We start from the raw sequence: 20,230 nt of genomic DNA, 5'->3' as shown, positions 1-20,230 counted from the left end.
CTGGAAGGGGAAGTATACCGGAAGGAAGCAAGAGAAGACTACCAGATCTTATATCTGAAAAACAATTCTATTATCTATAATCGACCATTCAAAAACAATTCATTGCAGGAATCAAAAATACTCTTATATGATCCACAGAAAACAGCAATCAAAACAGGAAATAGGGTGCAGGCGTCAGGCAATCTGTTTTTCTTTGATGAAGCCAGAAATCCCGGGGGTTTTGACCAGAAATTCTATTATCAGAAACAAAATATCCATGCAGCCATCTGGGGAAAGGAGGTCCGCGTGACAGACCAAAAGGTTTCTTTTCTTCAAGATAAACTGGAGCAATTCCGCGACAAATGGAAAGCGTCGCTTTATAAAGCTGCAGGTGAAGAAGACGGAGGAATCTTAGCGGCCATGATCATCGGAGATAAGGCCGGGATGGATGCGGAAATAAAGGAACTCTATCAGGTCAATGGGATTGCACATATTCTTGCTATATCGGGGCTTCATCTTTCTTTTATCGGGACGGGAGTATATCAGTTTTTAAGAAAACAGACCGGCTCCTATTTGGCAGGCGGTGTGGCAGGAATGATGTTTCTGCTTCTTTATGTTATGATGATCGGTCTGACAGTGTCGGCGCTTCGGGCGCTGGTTATGTTTTTGATACGGGTGGGGGCTGATATGAGCGGACGGGCATATGACATGCTGACCTCCCTTTTGGCGGCCGCTGTTATTGTTGTGCTGTGGCAGCCGCTCTCTTATTATGACGGAGGATTCCAGATGTCTTTCGGTGCAATTCTGGGCATCTGGATTGCAGGGCAGGTACAGCGGAAAGCGGAAAAAGAAAGAGAGAAGGGGAAAAACAGCAGGAGGGAAAGCGGAAGACTTGCGGGGAAATGGAAAAGCTCACTGATGGCCAGCCTGGGTGTGCAGGCAGTTCTGCTGCCAATTACCTTATATCATTTCTTTTCCTACCCACTTTATTCGGTTTTTTTGAATCTTCTGGTCATTCCCCTTATGTCGCTGCTTCTTGTGCTGGGAGCAGGCGGCAGTCTTCTCTATTGGGTGTTTCCTCAAGGCGGCAGCGTTTTGATCTGGATCTGTAAAAGGATACTGGATCTCTATGAAATCTCCTGCAGGGCAGTGATGAGGATTCCTGCCAGTGAGATTGCTGTGGGCCGGCCGGAATTAGAAACTGTCATTTTTTACTATGGAACTGTTGCGGTGGCTCTGTGGATTTTTTTCAAACATGTGGGAAGAAGAAAGTGGGGAAGTCTGCTTTGTGTTTTTACGGCATGCGGAACTCTTATGCTGGCAGGACAGGTATCCGTATATGGGAAGACTTACATTACTGTGCTGGATGTGGGGCAGGGGGACAGCATTTTTATGAGAGGCGCAAAAGGAACCACGGTGCTTGTAGACGCCGGAAGCAGTACGGAGAAACAGATTGGAAAATATAGAATCGAGCCCTTCCTAAAGTCTCAGGGCGTGGGTCAGTTGGACTACGTATTTGTCACTCACGGGGACAGTGATCATATGAATGGAATAGAAGAAATGTTGTCCAGACAGGGCAGAGGGGTGGAGATTTCCTGCCTCATTTTTCCCGCAAGGGAGATGTGGGATGAAAAATTGGAGGCACTTGCTGCATTGGCTGAGCAATATGAAGTGAAGATTCGTACGGTGGAAAGAGGGCAGGGAATCATTTCCGGGGAGTGGAGGATTACCTGCATACAGCCGGAAGGGAAAGATAAGTTTGAAAAGGGAAATGAGGCTTCCCTCGTTTTAGATGTCAGTCTGGGAAAATTTGACCTTCTGCTGACAGGAGATGTGGAAGGAGAGGGGGAAAAGATTCTGGAAGAGCGGACCGGGAAGTCATATGATGTGCTGAAAGTGTCCCATCATGGTTCTAAAAATTCAACTTCTGCAGAATTTCTTGAGGAAGTCTCTCCGGACTATGCGCTGATTTCTGCCGGAGAAAACAACCGTTACGGCCATCCCCATCCGGATACGGTTGAGCGTCTGGAAGATCGGGGATGCAGCATATATACCACGATCAAAAACGGAGCTGTCACTATCTGTACAGATGGGAGGAAGATGGAAATACAAAGTTTCCTGCAAGAATGAGTCTAGCCAGAAACAGGAAAATCCATTATAATTGTGGGTATGAAAAGTTTAAATGAAGATATTAAGACAGGACAATTGAAAAACATGTACCTTCTCTACGGAGAGGAAGCTTATCTGAAAAAGCAGTACAAAAAAAGACTGACCCGGGCGATCATACCGGAAGGGGATACCATGAACTATTCCTATTATGAAGGGAAAGGAATTTCCATCCCGGAAATCATCGACCTGGCGGAGACTATGCCCTTCTTTTCAGACAGGAGACTGATCGTCATTGAAAATTCAGGATTTTTTAAAAATGCTTCTCCGGAGCTGGCCGACTATCTCAAGACAGCTCCGGATACTGCCTTTTTTCTTTTTATAGAAGAAGAGGTGGACAAGCGGGGAAAAATGTACAAGACGGTCAAAGAAAAAGGACGTATTACAGAACTGGGATACCAGGATGAGAAAACACTTCTTCTTTGGATCGCAGGCGCGGTGAAAAGGGAGAAGAAGAAAATCCAGGAATCCACAGCAAGACATCTGCTCTCTAAGGTGGGAACAGATATGGAGAATCTGGAAAAAGAGCTGGAGAAGCTGTTTTCTTATACTGCTTTTAAGGAAGAAATTACTGTGGAAGATGTGGACGCAGTCTGCACGACACAGATCACAGACCATATTTTTGATATGGTAGAGGCGGTCGCTATGAAACAGCAAAAGAAAGCGCTGGATTATTATTATGATCTGCTGGCCTTAAAGATACCTCCTATGAAAATCCTGGCACTTTTGACCCGGCAGTTCCGTCTTCTTATGGAGGTTAAGCTTTTGGTATCACGGGGCTATGCAAGACCTAAAGTTGCGGAAGTAACCGGACTTCACCCCTATGTGGCGGGAAAATATATGAGCCAGTGTAAAAGCTTTTCCGGAAGAGATTTAAGAGGAATCATGGAGGATGCCGCCGAAATGGAGGAAGCAGTCAAGACAGGCCGTCTGGCAGATACGATGTGTGTGGAGCTTTTTATTGTCAAGTACAGTATGAAGGATTAGGAAAGAGGATTGCCAAAAGAGGCGGTATCGTGATATGATAGCCTGTGCGGGAGAATCAGCCCGCATATGAGATGGAACATTCATAAAATCAGATGAATTTGAAAAAAGAATTTGTAATGGAAGGAACGATAGAAGTGGAAGGAATTGAGCAGAGCAAAATACGTAATTTTTGTATTATTGCACACATTGATCACGGAAAATCTACACTTGCCGACCGTATTATCGAGATGACCGGACTTCTGACAAGCCGTGAGATGCAGTCTCAGGTTCTGGACAACATGGAGCTGGAAAGAGAGCGTGGAATTACGATCAAGGCCCAGGCGGTCCGTACGGTATACAAGGCAAAGGACGGAGAAGAATACATTTTTAATCTGATCGATACACCGGGACATGTGGATTTTAACTATGAGGTATCCCGCAGTCTGGCAGCCTGTGACGGTGCAATTCTTGTGGTGGACGCAGCACAGGGAGTAGAGGCCCAGACTCTGGCAAATGTGTATCTTGCATTGGACCATGATCTGGATGTGATGCCGGTTATCAACAAGGTGGATCTTCCAAGTGCGGAACCGGAGAGAGTAATAGAAGAAATTGAAGATGTCATCGGTATTGAAGCGGAGGATGCTCCGCTGATCTCTGCAAAGACAGGCCTTAATGTGGACGAAGTGCTGGAACAGATCGTACAGAAGATTCCGGCGCCCAAAGGGGATCCGTCCGCACCTTTGCAGGCCCTTATCTTTGATTCAGTCTATGATTCCTACAGGGGAGTTATTGTCTTTTGCAGAATTAAGGAAGGAACCATCCGGAAAGGAACAACGATCCGCATGATGGCAACCAAAGCAGAGGCGGAAGTTGTTGAGGTGGGATATTTCGGAGCAGGGCAGTTTATTCCGTGCGATGAGCTGGCAGCAGGAATGGTAGGTTATTTTACAGCCAGCCTGAAGAATGTGAAAGATACCAGGGTAGGTGATACAGTTACCAATGCAGATCACCCCTGCAGTGAACCGCTTCCGGGGTATAAAAAGGTAAATCCTATGGTTTACTGTGGTATGTATCCGGCAGACGGGGCGAAATATCCGGATCTTAGGGATGCTCTGGAAAAGCTCCAGTTAAATGATGCAGCTTTGCAGTTTGAACCGGAGACGTCGGTGGCTCTTGGGTTTGGATTCCGGTGCGGATTTTTAGGACTTCTGCATTTGGAGATCATACAGGAAAGACTGGAAAGAGAATACAATCTGGATCTGGTGACAACAGCGCCGGGAGTTGTTTACAAGGTGCATAAAACAAACGGAGAAGTGATAGAGCTGACAAACCCTTCCAATCTTCCGGATCCGTCGGAAATTGACTACATGGAAGAACCTATGGTAAAGGCGGAGATCATGGTAACATCCGAATATATCGGCTCCATCATGGAACTTTGCCAGGAGAGAAGAGGAATTTATCAGGGGATGGAGTATATGGAAGAGACAAGAGCAGTACTCCACTATCACCTGCCGCTGAATGAAATCATTTATGATTTCTTTGATGCGCTTAAATCCCGTTCACGGGGATACGCGTCCTTTGATTACGAGATGATGGGATACCAGCAGTCAGAACTGGTGAAACTGGATATTCTGATCAATAAGGAAGAAGTAGATGCCCTTTCCTTTATCGTACATGCAGGAACAGCTTATGAGCGGGGCAGAAAGATGTGCGAGAAGCTGAAGGAAGAGATACCAAGGCAGCTCTTCGAGATTCCGATCCAGGCAGCGATCGGAAGCAAGATTATTGCAAGAGAAACAGTGAAAGCCATGAGGAAAGATGTGCTTGCAAAATGTTACGGCGGTGACATCAGCCGAAAGAGAAAGCTGCTGGAAAAACAGAAAGAAGGAAAGAAGCGGATGCGCCAGGTGGGAAATGTAGAAATACCACAGAAGGCTTTTATGAGTGTGCTGAAGCTGGACGACCGTTAATGGAGGGCGGGGATTTTTTAATCCCCGTCCTTAATTAGAATCACCATATCCTTTTGAAAAGCTATTAGATTCTTTTGAAGGAAATGGAGAGGAGAGAAATAAAAATATGGCGAAAGAACTGGAATTATATATTCATATACCATTCTGTGTCAGCAAATGCAGGTACTGTGATTTTTTGTCGGCTCCGGCAGATGAAGAGGAACGGGAAAGATACGTGGAAAGCCTCTGCAGCAGGATACGATCCTGCAAAGAATTTGCAAAAGACTGGCATGTGAGCAGTATATTTGTGGGAGGAGGTACTCCTTCTCTTCTTACAGGAGAGCAGATGGGATATATTTTCAGAGACATAAGAGAAACGTTCCGGGTGGATGATATGGCGGAGATTACAGTGGAAATGAATCCGGGAACTGTCTCGGAAGAAAAGTTAAAGGCATACAGGGAAGCGGGCATTAACCGGCTCAGTATCGGTCTTCAGTCAGCCAACGATCAGGAGCTGAAATGTCTCGGAAGGATCCATACCTATGAAATGTTTGTTCATAGCTATCAGATGGCAAGAGACTGCGGATTTTCCAATATTAATGTGGACTTAATGTCAGCCATTCCGTTCCAGACTCCGGAAAGCTACGAAAAAACTCTGCGGACAGTGGCAGAGCTTGTGCCGCCTCCGGAACATATATCAGCATACAGTCTTATCATCGAAGAGGGAACGCCTTTTTATGAGCGATACGGAGAAGGAAAACATGCCGAGGAACTTCCTGCAGAGGAGGAAGAAAGGGAAATGTATGTAAGGACGAAGGAGGTTTTGGAGGAATACGGATATATCCGTTATGAAATATCCAACTATGCCAGGAGCGGATTTGCATGCAGACATAATCTGGGATACTGGAACAGGACACAGTACCTTGGCATAGGTACAGGAGCCTCCTCTTTGATCGGAAATAAAAGGTGGAGGGAAGGGGAGGAGCCGGAAATATTGACAGAAAAAGAGGAAATGGAAGAATTTATGTTTCTGGGACTTCGTAAAATGGAAGGAGTGTCCGAAACAGATTTCCGGAATGTTTTCCGGAAAGAAATGCAGGAAGTTTACGGCCTGATCCTGCAGAAGATGAAAGAGGAAGGACTCATGGAACAGGCAGGTGACAACTGGAGGCTGACAGAGCGGGGGATTGACATCAGCAATTATGTAATGAGTGAATTTTTGTTCTGAAGAGAGTGTTTGGAGAAGAGAGTATCCGGATAGAAAAGGCAGCTTATTGTAAATGGCAAAAAGAGGGTGTCCCAAAACTATGAAGTTAAAATCCATAGCCTGGGGACGCCCTCTTTCGATTATTCTTCCAGGGAAGTTTATCTTTCGTTATCTTTGCGGCTGTTCTGATATGCCAAAGCTGCCTCTACAAATCCGCGGAAAAGAGGATGCGGACGGTTGGGACGGGATTTCAGTTCAGGATGGGCCTGTGTTGCGATGAACCAGGGATGTTCCGGAATCTCTACCATCTCTACGATCCGTCCGTCAGGGGAGAGGCCGGAGAGCTTCATGCCATGACTGGTGAGATCCTCCCGGTAGTCGTTGTTGACTTCGTAGCGGTGCCGGTGCCGCTCTTTTATTTCTTCACTCTGATAAAGTCTGTATGCCTTGGAAGTTTTATCCAGGATACAGGGATATGCGCCGAGGCGGAGAGTTCCTCCAATATCTTCCACACCTACCTGGTCAGGCATGATATGGATGACAGGATGGGTGGTATCGGGATCCAGTTCAGCACTGTGGGCATCGTGGAAACCGACAACATCCCGCGCAAATTCAACGATAGCAAGCTGCATGCCAAGGCAGAGACCAAGGAACGGAACCTGATGGGTTCTTGCATAGCGGATGGCGGCAATCTTCCCGTCGATCCCGCGGCTGCCAAATCCTCCCGGTACAAGAATGCCGCTGACATCTCCAAACAGCTCGTCTGCATTGTCATCTGTCACTGTTTCAGAGTCGATCCATTTGATGTTGACGGTGGCGCGGGCAAAAATGCCGCCGTGTTTCAAAGCTTCCACCACACTGATGTATGCATCGTGGAGCTGGATATATTTGCCTACCAGAGCCACTGTAACATCGGTGTTGGGGCTTTTCAGGTAGTCCACCATTTCACGCCAGTCTTTCAGATCCGGCTGCGGACAGTCCAGATGGAGACATTCGCAGACAACCTCGGCAAGATGCTCTTTTTCCATTGCAAGAGGCGCTTCGTACAGATATTCCACATCCAAATTTTGAAGAACATGCTCTGCAGGGACATTACAGAACAAAGCGATCTTGTCCCTGATGGATTGATCCAGAGGGTATTCGGAACGGCAGACAATGATATCCGGCCAGATTCCCATACCCTGAAGATCCTTGACGCTTGCCTGGGTAGGTTTTGTTTTCATTTCCTGGGAAGCCCGCAGGTAGGGGATCAATGTAACATGGATCAAAATGACATTTTCCCTGCCCCTTTCGTGCTGAAACTGCCGAATAGCTTCCAGGAAGGGCTGGCTTTCAATATCGCCGACAGTGCCTCCCACTTCAATTATGGCAATTTCCGTATTTTTTGCTGCAGGATTACGATAGAAACGGCTCTTGATCTCATTGGTGATATGAGGGATAACCTGAACGGTTCCTCCGCCGAAATCCCCGCGGCGCTCCTTGTGGAGTACGGACCAGTAGATCTTTCCGGTTGTGACATTGGAATTTTTGGTAAGACTTTCGTCAATGAAACGTTCATAGTGTCCGAGATCCAAATCCGTTTCGGCGCCGTCGTCTGTGACAAACACTTCTCCATGCTGTACAGGATTCATGGTACCCGGATCGATATTGATATAGGGATCGAATTTCTGCATTGTCACCGTATATCCTCTGGCTTTCAGCAGTCTTCCAAGAGAAGCAGCTGTTATGCCTTTTCCCAGTCCTGAAACAACACCGCCTGTAACAAATACGTATTTTACTGCCATAGTATCCTCCTTTTGAAACCAAACTACTTTAAAAAATATATTATACAGCTTTTTCGTCAGAAAATACAGCTTTTTTTTCATATTTTGGCTCAAAAGTTGCCTGAATGGCTAATTTTTTAAACTGATTAATGTCAACTGCGCTCAGCATGACCGAGGTGTGAGCCTGGCATCCTTTTAATTTTGGAAGCTGCTCCAGAGCTTTTTGTGCCTGCCTATCTGTTGCCGCACTGATGGACAGGGCGATCAGAACCTCATCTGTGTGCAGCCGGGGATTCTGGCTTCCAAGATAATCAACCTTCAGCTTCTGGATCGGCTCAATGGCAGAAGGCGAGATGACATGGCAGTCATGGTCAATGCCGGCCAGTTCTTTCAGAGCATTCAGAAGAAGAGCAGCGGATGCACCGAGAAGACTGCTTGTCTTGCCGGTTACGATATGCCCGTCAGGAAGTTCCAGGGCAGCGGCAGGCGCATTGGTGGCTTCGGCGCGCTCGAGAGCGGCATCCACTACCGGACGGTCATGGACCGTGATGCCGGTCTGGCTCATCAGCATTTCGATCTTACGGACTTCATCCTGAGAGCAGGATCCCATGATAAAGCGGTCCATTGTATCATAGTATCGTCTGATGATTTCCTGAAGAGAAGCCTGTCGGCATACCTCGTCATCACAGATACAATTTCCCGCCATGTTGACGCCCATATCTGTAGGGGACTTATATGGATTTTTTCCATAAATCCGCTCAAAGATGGCGCTTAAAACAGGGAAAATTTCAATGTCCCGGTTGTAGTTTACCGTTGTTTCTCCATATGCTTCCAGATGGAAAGGATCGATCATATTTACATCGTTCAGATCAGCTGTGGCAGCCTCATAAGCAAGGTTGACCGGGTGCTTTAACGGAATGTTCCAGATAGGGAAAGTCTCAAACTTGGCATATCCGGCGTGGATTCCTCTCTTATGTTCATGATAAAGCTGAGAAAGACAGGTGGCCATTTTTCCGCTGCCGGGGCCCGGCGCTGTCACTACAACGAGAGGACGTTCTGTCTCAATGTAATCATTCTTGCCGTATCCTTCATCACTGACAATGAACGGGACATTTCCCGGATAACCAGGTATAACATAATGAAGATAGACCCGGATGCCAAGGCGTTCCAGGCGGGCTTTGAAAAGATCAGCGCTGCTTTGTCCACAGTACTGTGTGATGACAACGCTGCCCACATAAAGGCCGGCATGCATAAATTCTTTCCGAAGCCGGAGAACATCAGAATCATAGGTTATGCCAAGATCTCCACGGACTTTGTTGCTTTCGATATCTCCCGCGCTTATGACGATCACGATTTCCGCCTGGTCTGCCAGCTGCTTTAAAAGACGGAGTTTGCTGTCAGGCTGGAAGCCGGGAAGTACCCGGGAAGCGTGATAATCATCAAACAGTTTGCCGCCAAACTCCAGATACAGCTTGTTGTCAAACTGTGCGATCCGGTCCCGAATGTGGGAAGACTGCATTTTCAAGTACTTATCATTGTCAAATCCAATTTTCATTTGTGTATCCCCTTTTACTGCTCCGCACTACTTGGGCGGAGAAAATATTTTCCTCACAAGTATACTACAGGGAAGTGCGAGTTTACAATCTTTTCATAATGTTTTTATTGATTTTAAAAGTATGGATACTTATAATAAGAGAAGTACAGGAGGACAAATATGGATAACCAGAATAATCAGAACAGAAATAATAATCAGGACCCGGGCCGAAATAACCGGCAGGGCATTTCTTTTATTCTTTTAGTGACCCTGATCACTTCCATCGTGGTACTGGTTTTGTTCCAGCTGCAGGGCATGGGAAATGCAGAAGAAATTTCCTATAACAGATTTCTGCAGATGGTAGACGACGGAAAGATCGAGAAGGTTGAAATAGGAAGCAGTCAGATCACTATCACAGCCAAAAAAGATACGGACAGTCCGACACAGCAGCAGTATTATACAGGGACTGTCAATGACGATAAGCTGATAGACAGACTTTTGGATGCAGGAGTTGAAGTATCGCAGGAGATTCCGGACACCACTTCAGCAGTGATTTTGAATCTGATCTTTACATTCGTGCCGATTGCCTGCCTTGTGGGCCTGTTCGTGTGGTTTACGCGGAAAATGTCTAAAGGCGGTGGAATGATGGGCATTGGAAAGAGCAACGCCAAAATGTATGTAGAAAAAGAAACAGGCGTAACCTTTCAGGATGTTGCCGGTCAGGATGAAGCAAAGGAATCACTGCAGGAGGTCGTGGATTTCCTGCACAATCCGGGAAGATATACCGGTGTCGGGGCAAAACTGCCAAAGGGAGCTCTTCTCGTAGGCCCGCCGGGAACAGGAAAAACTCTTCTGGCCAAGGCGGTTGCGGGAGAAGCAAAGGTACCTTTTTTTTCTCTTTCCGGTTCTGCCTTTGTGGAAATGTATGTGGGTGTCGGAGCATCCAGAGTGCGTGATCTCTTTAAACAGGCGCAGCAGATGGCTCCCTGCATCATCTTTATTGATGAGATCGATGCGATCGGAAAGAGCCGTGATAATCAACTGGGAGGAAATGATGAGCGTGAACAGACTCTGAATCAGCTTCTGGCAGAGATGGATGGATTTGATACAAATAAAGGACTCCTTCTTCTTGCAGCGACGAACCGTCCGGAAATACTGGATCCGGCTCTGCTTCGTCCGGGACGGTTTGACCGCCGTATCATTGTAGAAAGACCGGATCTGAAGGGAAGGATCGACGTCCTGAAGGTACATTCCAAGGACGTCAGAATGGATGAAACAGTAGATCTGGAAGCAATTGCCCTTGCTACATCAGGTGCAGTCGGATCTGATCTTGCAAATATGATCAACGAGGCTGCCATCAATGCCGTAAAGCATGGAAGAAACGCTGTATCGCAGAGCGACCTTTTTGAGGCGGTGGAAGTGGTGCTTGTGGGTAAGGAGAAAAAAGACCGGATCATGAGCCAGGAAGAGCGAAGGATCGTTTCTTATCACGAAGTTGGCCACGCGTTGGTAAGCGCGCTTCAAAAGGATGCCGAACCGGTTCAGAAGATCACCATTGTTCCAAGAACAATGGGAGCGCTGGGATATGTAATGCAGACTCCCGAAGAAGAAAAATTCCTTAATACAAAGAAAGAACTGGAGGCAATGCTGGTGGGAATGCTGGCGGGCCGTGCAGCGGAGGAGATTGTTTTTGATACAGTAACTACCGGAGCCTCTAATGATATTGAAAAGGCTACCAGTATTGCAAGAGCTATGATCACGCAGTACGGAATGAGCAGTAAATTCGGTCTGATCGGCTTGGAATCTATTCAAAACCGTTACCTGGACGGCAGACCGGTCATGAACTGCGGACAGGAGACGGCTTCCGAAATTGACAAGGAAGTTATGGTCATGCTGAAGTCATCTTATGAGGAAGCAAAACGACTTCTCAGTGAACATAGAGAAGCCTTGGATAAGATCGCAGCATTCCTGATCGAAAAGGAGACGATTACAGGAAAAGAATTTATGAAGATCTTCTATGAAGTAGAAGGTATTGATCCGGAGGAAAAGAAAGCTCCGGAGCAAAGAGTTGCTCTCAAGCTTACGGCGCCGGAAACTGACACAGAAAAGAAAAGTACTGATCTGCCGGCAGATGCAGTGCCGGAAGAGAACGCTGACACGGAAAATGAAATAAAGGCAGCAGAGACAACAGCAGCTGAAGCTGAAGCGGTTGGCGAAGAAGCTAAAGAAGAAACAGAACAGTAAGAGAAATGCAAGCGCCCCTGTGAGGTATGGTATGAGAAGAAAACGGGATACCGCACAGGGGTTTTACAATGTCTGTTTCCGAAAAGGAGGAAGGAAACCGTGTTCGATATACAGGAAGAATTGAAAAAGCTTCCGGGCAAACCGGGCGTCTATCTGATGCATGACGAGAAGGATGAGATTATTTATGTCGGGAAAGCAATCAGTCTGAAAAACCGGGTACGCCAGTATTTCCAGACAAGCCGCAGCAAAGGGGTTAAGATAGACCAGATGGTGACCCACATCACAAGATTTGAGTATATTGTGACAGATTCAGAGCTGGAAGCGTTGGTGCTGGAGTGTAATCTGATCAAGGAGTATCGCCCGAAATATAATACTATGCTCATGGATGACAAGACCTACCCTTTTATTAAAGTGACGGTAGACGAGCCTTTTCCCCGCATTATGATGGCCCGGCGTATGGCAAAAGATAAGGCAAAATATTTCGGCCCATATACAAGTGCGGGAGCGGTCAAAGATACTATTGAGCTGATCCGGAAGATTTATAAGGTAAGGAGCTGCAACAGAAGACTTCCCAGAGATACAGGGAAAGAGCGCCCCTGTCTGAATTATCATATCCATCAGTGCGACGCTCCATGTCAGGGGTATGTATCTCAGGAGGACTATCGGCGTTCCATTGATGAAGTACTGCGGTTTCTGAATGGAAATTTTGACAGTATTTTGAAGGAGCTGGAGCAGAAAATGATGCGGGCTTCAGAAAATATGGAATTTGAGAAAGCCATTGAATACCGTGAATTGTTAGGAAGTGTAAAGAAAATTTCACAGAAACAGAAAATAACAGACACTGCCGGAAACGACAGAGATATCATGGCAATGGCAGCAGATCAGAGCGATGCGGTTGTCCAGGTGTTCTTTATACGAGGTGGAAGGCTGATCGGCAGAGATCACTTTTATTTGAAGATTATGGAAGGAGAGCTTCCGGGAGAGATTCTATCCAGTTTTATCAAGCAGTTTTACGCAGGCACTCCCTATATTCCTTCTGAACTCATGCTGCCGCAGGAAATAGAGGATACGGAAGTTCTGGAAGAATGGCTTTCACAGAAAAGAGGGCATAAGGTACAGATCAAGGTCCCTAAGAAGGGTACAAAAGAGAAGCTGGTGGAGCTGGCTGCAAGGAATGCGCAGCTTGTTCTCCAGACAGACCGGGAGAGGCTGAAAAGAGAAGAGGGAAGAACGATCGGAGCGGTCAAAGAAATTGCGAAACTCCTCGGACTGGAAAATATCGTGCGCATGGAAGCTTATGACATTTCCAATATCAGTGGCTTTGCTTCCGTGGGATCCATGGTTGTCTATGAAAAAGGCAGGCCGAAGAAGAATGATTACCGTAAATTTAAGATTAAGAGCGTGCAGGGACCAGACGATTATGCCAGCATGGAAGAAGTGCTGACACGCCGTTTTCGTCATGGATTGGAAGAAAAGAAGGAAGGCGGGGAAGGAGGAAGTTTTACGGCTTTCCCGGATCTTATTCTCATGGATGGAGGGAAAGGGCAGGTCAATATTGCGCTTCAGGTTCTTGATAACCTGCATCTTACCATTCCGGTGTGCGGCATGGTAAAGGACGATAATCATCGGACAAGGGGCTTGTATTTTAACAACAAAGAAATTCCCATTGACAGAAATTCAGAGGGGTTCAAGCTGATTACCAGGATTCAGGATGAGGCCCACAGATTTGCGATTGAATTTCACCGCAAGCTAAGAAGTAAGGAGCAGGTACACTCTGTGCTGGATGATATCCCCGGAGTAGGGCCTGCGAGGAGAAAGGATCTTATGAAGCATTTTGCCAGTCTGGATGAGATACGGGCGGCAACGGTAGAAGATTTGAAAAGGCTGCCCAGTATGAATGAAAAATCCGCAGAAGAGGTGTATCAGTTTTTTCACTGATGTGTTATACTAAGCACTATAAAAAGTAGTAAAGGAGATAGATTATGTCTAAAGTTGAGATGCAGAGGATTGTAGAAAAAATGAATCTGAAAAATCTGACTCCGGATGTGGATCTGACAGATAAATATGTAGTTGTTCCGGACATCAATCGTCCGGCATTGCAGCTGGCAGGGTTTTTTGAACATTTTGCTGCGGAGAGGGTACAGATTATCGGATATGTAGAACATACATTTCTGGAACAGATGGAAAAGGAGGCAAAAACGAAAGTATATGACACACTTTTCTCTTACAAGATTCCGTGTATTATTTTTTGCCGTGCATTGAAACCGGATCCGGAACTTCTGGAAAAAGCGAATGAAATGCAGATACCGGTTTTTTCCACAGAAATACAGACTTCTGCTTTTACGGCTGAGATCATTCGATGGCTGAATGTACAGCTGGCGCCATGTATTTCTATCCATGGAGTCCTTGTGGATGTTTATGGTGTCGGTGTACTGATCATGGGAGAGAGCGGGATCGGAAAGAGTGAATCCGCTTTGGAACTGGTAAAAAGGGGACACCGGCTTGTCAGTGATGATGTGGTGGAGATCCGCAAAGTAAGTGACGACACTCTGGTAGGTTCGGCGCCTGATATTACGAGAAACTTTATTGAGCTTAGAGGAATCGGCATCGTAGATGTAAAGACATTGTATGGTGTGCAGAGCGTCAGAGAGACACAGAATATAGATCTGGTCATTACTCTTGAGGACTGGAACAAAGAAACGGATTACGACAGGCTTGGAATGGAAGAAGAGTATACGTCCTTCCTTGGAAACAAAGTCGTATGCCATCAGATACCGATCCGTCCGGGAAGAAATCTGGCGATCATTGTAGAGACGGCAGCGATTAACCACAGACAGAAGCAAATGGGATATAATGCGGCGCAGGAGCTTTATAAGCGTGTGCAGAGAAATTTAGCGAAAAAATAGACAGGAGCAGATGGAATGAAGAAGTATTGTTTTGGAGTGGATGTTGGGGGAACAACTGTTAAAATGGGATTGTTTTCCACAGAAGGAGAATTGTTTGATAAATGGGAGATCAAGACCCGCACAGAAAATGAAGGAGAGGCCGTCCTTCCTGATATCGTAGATGCCATTTTCGGTAAAATGGAGGAAAGAGGAATCAGGAAAGAGGATGTGGAAGGAGTCGGCGTCGGAGTTCCAGCACCGGTAAATGAGCAGGGAATCATCAAGGACAGCGCTAATATCGGCTGGGGATATAAGGAAGTGAAGAGGGAAATCGAGGAACTTCTTGGGGGTATCCGTGCTGAGATCGGAAACGATGCAAATGTGGCAGCTTTGGGAGAGATGTGGCTTGGAGCCGGAAAAGGCTGCAGTGATATGATCATGGTGACTCTTGGAACCGGTGTCGGAGGAGGAGTTATCACCCATGGAAAAGTCATTGTGGGAGCAAACGGTGCAGGAGGCGAGATCGGTCATCTCTGTGTCAACAGTGAGGAGACAGAAAGGTGCGGATGCGGTAAAAAAGGCTGTCTGGAACAATATGCCTCTGCTACAGGTATTGCACGTCTTGCAGGAAAATATCTGGAACATTATGATGGACAGACCTTACTCTCATCAAAGAGCATCAGTGCAAAGACGGTTTTTGACGCTGTGAAAGAGGGAGACAAGGTGGCAGTTGAGATCGCAGAGAAATTTGGAAGATACCTGGGATGTGCGCTGGCTAATCTTGCAGTAATTACAGATCCGGCTGTCATTGTAATTGGAGGCGGAGTATCAAAAGCCGGACCGGTTCTCCTCCCATTCATTGAGAAACCTTTCCGGGAGAGTGCATTTTTTGCAAATCAGGACACGAAGTTTGTTCTTGCAACTCTTGGAAATGATGCAGGGATATGCGGTGCGGCCAGACTGATCATAGAGTAATGGACCGGCGTTTCAAAGAGAAATGTTCAATCAGCTATTGACATTTCTCTTTTTTATCTGTAAAATATAACAGTGATATATAACAATGTTATATCCGGAGAGAATTATGAGTGAGAATGAGAAGACAACTTTAAATTTAATACAAAGAGCTGCCAGGCAGGAATTTCTTGAAAAAGGTTTCCGATCTGCTTCTTTGCGGAATATTGCCAGAGCAGCAGGTGTTACGACAGGTGCACTTTATGGGTACTATGGAAGTAAAGAGGAGCTGTTTGCGTCATTGGTCGAAGAACAATATGATTATTTTATGAATTGTTTCTGCAATGCTCAGAAGGAATTTGCAGATTTACCGGAGGAAAAACAGCCGGAAAATCTTAGTACAGTTTCCGGCGGATGTATGCACGATATGCTTATATATGCTTATAAATATCTGGATGAATTTAAACTGATTCTCTGCCATTCAGAGGGGACGCGTTTTTCAAAACTTATCGATAAAATGGTAGAAATCGAAACAAAAGGAACTCGCGACTATATGGAAGTGCTTAAAAAATTAGGAAGACCGTCGCCTCCTATTGATGAAAGATTGGAACATATATTGATTACAGGGATGTTCAATACATTTTTTGAATTGATCATACATGAAATGCCGCTTGAAGAGGCAGAGCATTATTTAAAAGAAATGAGAGATTTCTATACTGCCGGATGGATGAAAATTATGGGACAGCAGGTAATTTGAGTCTGTAGTTTTGAATAGTGGAAGGCGAGAGCTTTCCATTATATTTGATACATTAGTTAGCATAAACTAACTAAAATACGAAATAACTAACCAACTGGAGATATTAGAGAATAATAAATTTATTCTCATATCATAAAAATATTTTCAAGGAGGGTTTTTCATGAAAAAACAGTCTAATTTATCAAGATTGATGAGCTATGCCGGAAGACATAAGATACTGACCTATCTTTCCTGGATATTATCAGTTATAAGTGCGCTTCTGGCACTTGTACCTTTCTGGTACATATGGCGTATCATCCACGACATACTGGAAGTGTCTCCCGACTTTTCACGGGCATACAGTATTACTCATTATGGCTGGCAGGCAGTAGGATTCGCGGTGATATCTGTTATTGTCTATATAGCGGCTCTGATGTGTTCGCATATCAGTGCATTTAGGGTTGCATCCAATATCCGGAAAGAACTGATGCGCCATATCACCGCACTTCCTCTTGGTGTGACGGAAAAATACGGAAGCGGGAAGCTTAGGAGGATTGTGAATACATCCAGCAGTGCAACTGAAAACTATCTTGCACACAGACTTCCTGATAAGGCCGGCGCCGTTGCAACACCTGCAGGACTGCTTTTTCTGCTTGTTGTCTTTGATTGGAGACTGGGACTCTTAAGCCTGATACCGGTTGTTCTTGGCTTTTTGATCATGATGAAAATGACCGGAAAAAATATGGAGCAGAAAATGGAAGAATATCAAAATGCACTTTCAGATATGTCTAATGAGGCTGTTGAATATGTGCGGGGAATACCGGTAGTAAAAACGTTCGGACAGACAATTTTTTCGTTTAAACGATTCAAAGGAACTATTGACAATTATGAAAAGTGGGTTATCGCATACACAAAGGCTTTGCGGCTTCCTATGATGTTTTATACGACTGCTATCAATGGAGTATTTGCTTTTCTGATCGCCGGGGGAATTATTTTTGCAAGAGAGGGAGTAACGGATACACTGCTTTTAAACCTTATTTTTTATATCATTATTACTCCGGTAATTGGAACGACATTGACAAAAATTATGTTTATGAGCGAGGATGCGATGATCGTAAATGACGCGATAAACAGAATTGATGAGGTGCTGAAGGAAAAACCTCTGCCGGAATGCAGAAAAGTGCAGGAACCCTTTAACTATTCTATTACATTGGAAGAAGTAAGCTACAGCTATGATGGAAAGAAAAATGCATTGGATCATATCTCTCTTTCCATCGGGCAGGGACAGAAGGCAGCTTTGGTAGGTCCATCAGGAGGTGGAAAGACAACTCTTGCCAATATTGTGACAAGATTTTTTGATCCGCAGAAGGGACGGATCTTGATAGGGAATGTCGATATACGAGATATTCCGAAAGAAGTACTTATGAATAAAATATCTTTTGTATTTCAGAACAGCCGCTTGATCAAGGACTCTATTCTGGAGAATGTACGTATGGGAAAACCCAACGCATCGCGAGAGGAAGTTATGCAGGCTCTGGATGCGGCACAGTGCATGGATATTATTGAAAAACTGCCGGATGGAATAGATACTGTTGTCGGTACAAACGGTGTATATCTGTCAGGTGGCGAGCAGCAGAGAATTGCAATTGCGAGGGCTATTTTAAAGAATGCACCTATTCTGATCCTGGATGAGGCCACTGCATTTGCGGACCCAGATAATGAAGTACGGGTAGGGCAGGCATTATCGGTTCTCTCAAAAGGAAAAACAGTAATAATGATCGCACACAGACTCTCTTCTATTACCGATGCAGACTGCATTTATGTACTGAGGGATGGGAAAATTGCTGAGAGTGGCACGCATGAAGAATTGATCGCGCAAAATGGAATATTTACTCATATGTGGAAAAATTATTCGGAAGCGGCGAAGTGGAAAATTGCAAAGGAGGTAAGTCTATGATTCGGATATTACAGAAACGATTTGCATTATCAAGACAGGGAGCTGTGGATTTGATAAAAGGGTGCCTTGCATGCGTGGTACAGGATATCTCCTTCATGCTGCCTGTCGGACTCCTGTATTTTCTGGTTATTGATATGATGAATGGAGGAGTAAATGGACAACGCACAGCTTTTTATGGGATAGGTATTGTGATTTGCCTTGCAGTTATATTTATTGCTGCCTGGTTTCAATATAATGCGACTTACCTGGCAACTTATGTGGAAAGCGGAGTCAGGCGCGTTACTCTGGCAGAAAAGCTTCGGAAAATTCCGCTGTCCTTTTTCGGGAAAAAGGATCTTGCAGATCTGACGAATTCTATTATGGGAGACTGTGCCACTCTTGAAACGGCATTTTCACATTATGTTCCCGCTCTGGCAGGATCGATTATTTCTACAACATTTATTTCGCTGTGCCTTTTTGCCTATGACTGGCGGATGGCTTTGGCAGCAGTTTGGGTTTTGCCGGTTGCCTTTGCGATCACACTTTTTTCAGCGAGGATCCAGGAATATTTCAACAGAAAGTCAGTAACTGCCAATGTAGCTCTTGAAAAGGGAGTGCAGGAGTGCATCGAAACATTACAGGACTTAAAGGCAAATAACGCGGAAAAAAGGTATTTGAAAGGTCTGTATAAGAAAATCGACGATGTGGAAAAAAGACATATTATTACAGAACTTGGAACTGCTTTGTTTGTTGTTTCAGCCACATTAATTTTAAAGTTCGGTATTGCCACAGTCGCTCTCACAGGATCAGTGCTTCTGATTCGCGGTGAGATTGATATTCCACTGTTCTTTATGTTTCTGCTTGTTGCCTCCAGGCTGTATGCTCCTCTGGAAGGGGCACTGCAAAATCTGGCGGCCGTTATCTCTACAAGGACGAATATTAACCGGATGAATGAAATTCTTGATCATCCGGTTCAAGGGGGCAGCAGCAGTCTGACAAATAAAGGATATGATATTGTATTCGATCATGTGGGATTTGCTTACAACATGGGAGAAACCGTTCTGGAAGATGTATCGTTTACTGCGAAGCAGGGAGAAGTGACTGCTCTGGTAGGTCCGTCAGGTGGAGGAAAGACCACAGTCTCCCGGCTTGCAGCGCGGTTCTGGGATGTCAGCAAAGGGAAAATTACGGTCGGAGGGATGGACATATCGGAAATAGATCCGGAAGCTTTACTGTCGCTGTACTCTATTGTATTCCAGGATGTTACGTTGTTTAATAATACTATTATGGAAAATATCAGGATAGGAAGAAAAGATGCAACAGACGAAGAAGTGCTTGCAGCTGCACAAATGGCAAACTGTGAGGAATTTGCCGGGAAGCTTCCGGATGGTTATAATAGTATGATCGGAGAAAACGGATGCGAGTTGTCCGGCGGCGAAAGGCAGCGGATTTCCATAGCCCGGGCTTTCCTGAAAAATGCACCTGTCATTTTATTGGATGAGGCCACTGCAAGTCTCGATGTGGAAAATGAAACTTTGATACAGTCCGCTTTGTCGAGATTAATAAAAGATAAAACAGTGCTTGTAATTGCACATCGCATGCGCACAGTAAGCGGGGCAGACAAGGTTGTTGTGCTTTCCGGCGGCAAGGTGGCGGAACAGGGAACGCCTGGCATACTTATGGAGAAAGGGGAAATTTATCCTCATATGGTAAAACTACAGATGCTAAGCCAAAAGTGGAGTATCTGAATACAGCGTATAGGTTAATAAAAAATCAAAGGGACAAGAAATTTCTTTCTGTCCCTTTGATTTTTTATAATCCGCTTTTTCTTTTAATTACTTTATTGTCCTTCGGTATTACCGGAATCACCGGAACCGCCGCCGGTATTGCCGGAATCACCGGAACCGCCGCCGG

At 45.4% G+C, this 20,230-nt stretch carries 13 protein-coding genes; 11 read left to right on the top strand and 2 right to left on the bottom strand.

The features are described 5' to 3' along the window. The 4 genes from WJ238_RS03335 to hemW all read left to right on the top strand — a co-directional run. A partial coding sequence (locus WJ238_RS03335; RefSeq protein ID WP_337606140.1) for a DNA internalization-related competence protein ComEC/Rec2 occupies positions 1-2,109 on the top strand: 2,109 nt, incomplete at its 5' end. Between the two features lie 39 nt (positions 2,110-2,148). Further along, positions 2,149-3,132 carry a DNA polymerase III subunit delta gene (gene holA / locus WJ238_RS03330; protein ID WP_230107600.1) on the top strand — a complete coding sequence of 328 codons (984 nt, stop codon included), beginning with the start codon at positions 2,149-2,151 and terminating at the stop codon, positions 3,130-3,132. A gap of 134 nt (positions 3,133-3,266) precedes the next feature. Further along, positions 3,267-5,081: a translation elongation factor 4 gene (lepA, locus tag WJ238_RS03325; RefSeq protein WP_337606142.1), complete on the top strand. Its 1,815-nt coding sequence runs from the start codon at positions 3,267-3,269 to the stop codon at positions 5,079-5,081. Between the two features lie 106 nt (positions 5,082-5,187). Continuing rightward, positions 5,188-6,288 carry a radical SAM family heme chaperone HemW gene (hemW, locus tag WJ238_RS03320; protein ID WP_316269196.1) on the top strand — a complete coding sequence of 367 codons (1,101 nt, stop codon included), beginning with the start codon at positions 5,188-5,190 and terminating at the stop codon, positions 6,286-6,288. Positions 6,289-6,425: 137 nt separating this feature from the next. Here the strand turns inward: hemW and pyrG are convergent, their stop codons facing one another. Next, a complete protein-coding gene (gene pyrG / locus WJ238_RS03315) occupies positions 6,426-8,051 on the bottom strand; it encodes a CTP synthase (protein WP_230105586.1) in 1,626 nt (541 codons plus the stop codon). 40 nt (positions 8,052-8,091) lie between these two features. Continuing rightward, positions 8,092-9,585, bottom strand: coding sequence for a DUF1846 domain-containing protein (locus WJ238_RS03310; protein ID WP_256195419.1), 1,494 nt, complete (start codon positions 9,583-9,585; stop codon positions 8,092-8,094). A 159-nt stretch (positions 9,586-9,744) separates the two neighbouring features. On the opposite strand from WJ238_RS03310, the gene ftsH reads away from it, so the two are divergent. From ftsH to WJ238_RS03275, 7 genes are all read left to right on the top strand, one after another. Then, on the top strand, positions 9,745-11,808 hold the full coding sequence (gene ftsH / locus WJ238_RS03305) for an ATP-dependent zinc metalloprotease FtsH (RefSeq protein WP_337606137.1): 2,064 nt from the start codon (positions 9,745-9,747) through the stop codon (positions 11,806-11,808). 99 nt (positions 11,809-11,907) lie between these two features. Beyond that, positions 11,908-13,746 (top strand): excinuclease ABC subunit UvrC, encoded by a 1,839-nt coding sequence (uvrC, locus tag WJ238_RS03300; protein WP_230105589.1) that lies wholly within the window; start codon positions 11,908-11,910, stop codon positions 13,744-13,746. Positions 13,747-13,790: 44 nt separating this feature from the next. Further along, positions 13,791-14,714, top strand: coding sequence for an HPr(Ser) kinase/phosphatase (gene hprK / locus WJ238_RS03295; protein WP_316265054.1), 924 nt, complete (start codon positions 13,791-13,793; stop codon positions 14,712-14,714). 15 nt (positions 14,715-14,729) lie between these two features. Continuing rightward, positions 14,730-15,668, top strand: a complete 939-nt coding sequence (locus WJ238_RS03290) for an ROK family glucokinase (RefSeq protein WP_256195411.1) — start codon at positions 14,730-14,732, stop codon at positions 15,666-15,668. Between the two features lie 106 nt (positions 15,669-15,774). After that, entirely contained in the window at positions 15,775-16,401 is a 627-nt protein-coding gene (locus WJ238_RS03285; RefSeq protein WP_337606135.1) for a TetR/AcrR family transcriptional regulator, read from the top strand. A 160-nt stretch (positions 16,402-16,561) separates the two neighbouring features. After that, the gene (locus tag WJ238_RS03280; protein ID WP_337606134.1) at positions 16,562-18,337 is read left to right on the top strand and encodes an ABC transporter ATP-binding protein; all 1,776 of its coding nucleotides are present in this window, start codon (positions 16,562-16,564) and stop codon (positions 18,335-18,337) included. Continuing rightward, positions 18,334-20,064, top strand: coding sequence for an ABC transporter ATP-binding protein (locus WJ238_RS03275; protein WP_337606133.1), 1,731 nt, complete (start codon positions 18,334-18,336; stop codon positions 20,062-20,064). Before WJ238_RS03280 ends, WJ238_RS03275 begins: the two co-directional genes overlap by 4 nt. Positions 20,065-20,230 lie beyond the last annotated feature (166 nt).

Origin of the sequence: Claveliimonas sp., from assembly GCF_037273965.1 — a bacterium.
Taxonomy (GTDB): domain Bacteria; phylum Bacillota; class Clostridia; order Lachnospirales; family Lachnospiraceae; genus Claveliimonas; species Claveliimonas bilis.
Note: the sequence above shows the minus strand (reverse complement) of the source record. Positions and strands in the feature narration are given on the sequence as shown.

Coding starts and splice junctions, on each gene's coding strand:
- holA (WP_230107600.1), top strand. CDS start 2,149: ATGAAAAGTTTAAATGAAGATATTAAGACAGGACAATTGAAAAACATG.
- hemW (WP_316269196.1), top strand. CDS start 5,188: ATGGCGAAAGAACTGGAATTATATATTCATATACCATTCTGTGTCAGC.
- pyrG (WP_230105586.1), bottom strand. CDS start 8,051: ATGGCAGTAAAATACGTATTTGTTACAGGCGGTGTTGTTTCAGGACTG.
- WJ238_RS03310 (WP_256195419.1), bottom strand. CDS start 9,585: ATGAAAATTGGATTTGACAATGATAAGTACTTGAAAATGCAGTCTTCC.
- ftsH (WP_337606137.1), top strand. CDS start 9,745: ATGGATAACCAGAATAATCAGAACAGAAATAATAATCAGGACCCGGGC.
- hprK (WP_316265054.1), top strand. CDS start 13,791: ATGTCTAAAGTTGAGATGCAGAGGATTGTAGAAAAAATGAATCTGAAA.
- WJ238_RS03290 (WP_256195411.1), top strand. CDS start 14,730: ATGAAGAAGTATTGTTTTGGAGTGGATGTTGGGGGAACAACTGTTAAA.
- WJ238_RS03285 (WP_337606135.1), top strand. CDS start 15,775: ATGAGTGAGAATGAGAAGACAACTTTAAATTTAATACAAAGAGCTGCC.
- WJ238_RS03280 (WP_337606134.1), top strand. CDS start 16,562: ATGAAAAAACAGTCTAATTTATCAAGATTGATGAGCTATGCCGGAAGA.
- WJ238_RS03275 (WP_337606133.1), top strand. CDS start 18,334: ATGATTCGGATATTACAGAAACGATTTGCATTATCAAGACAGGGAGCT.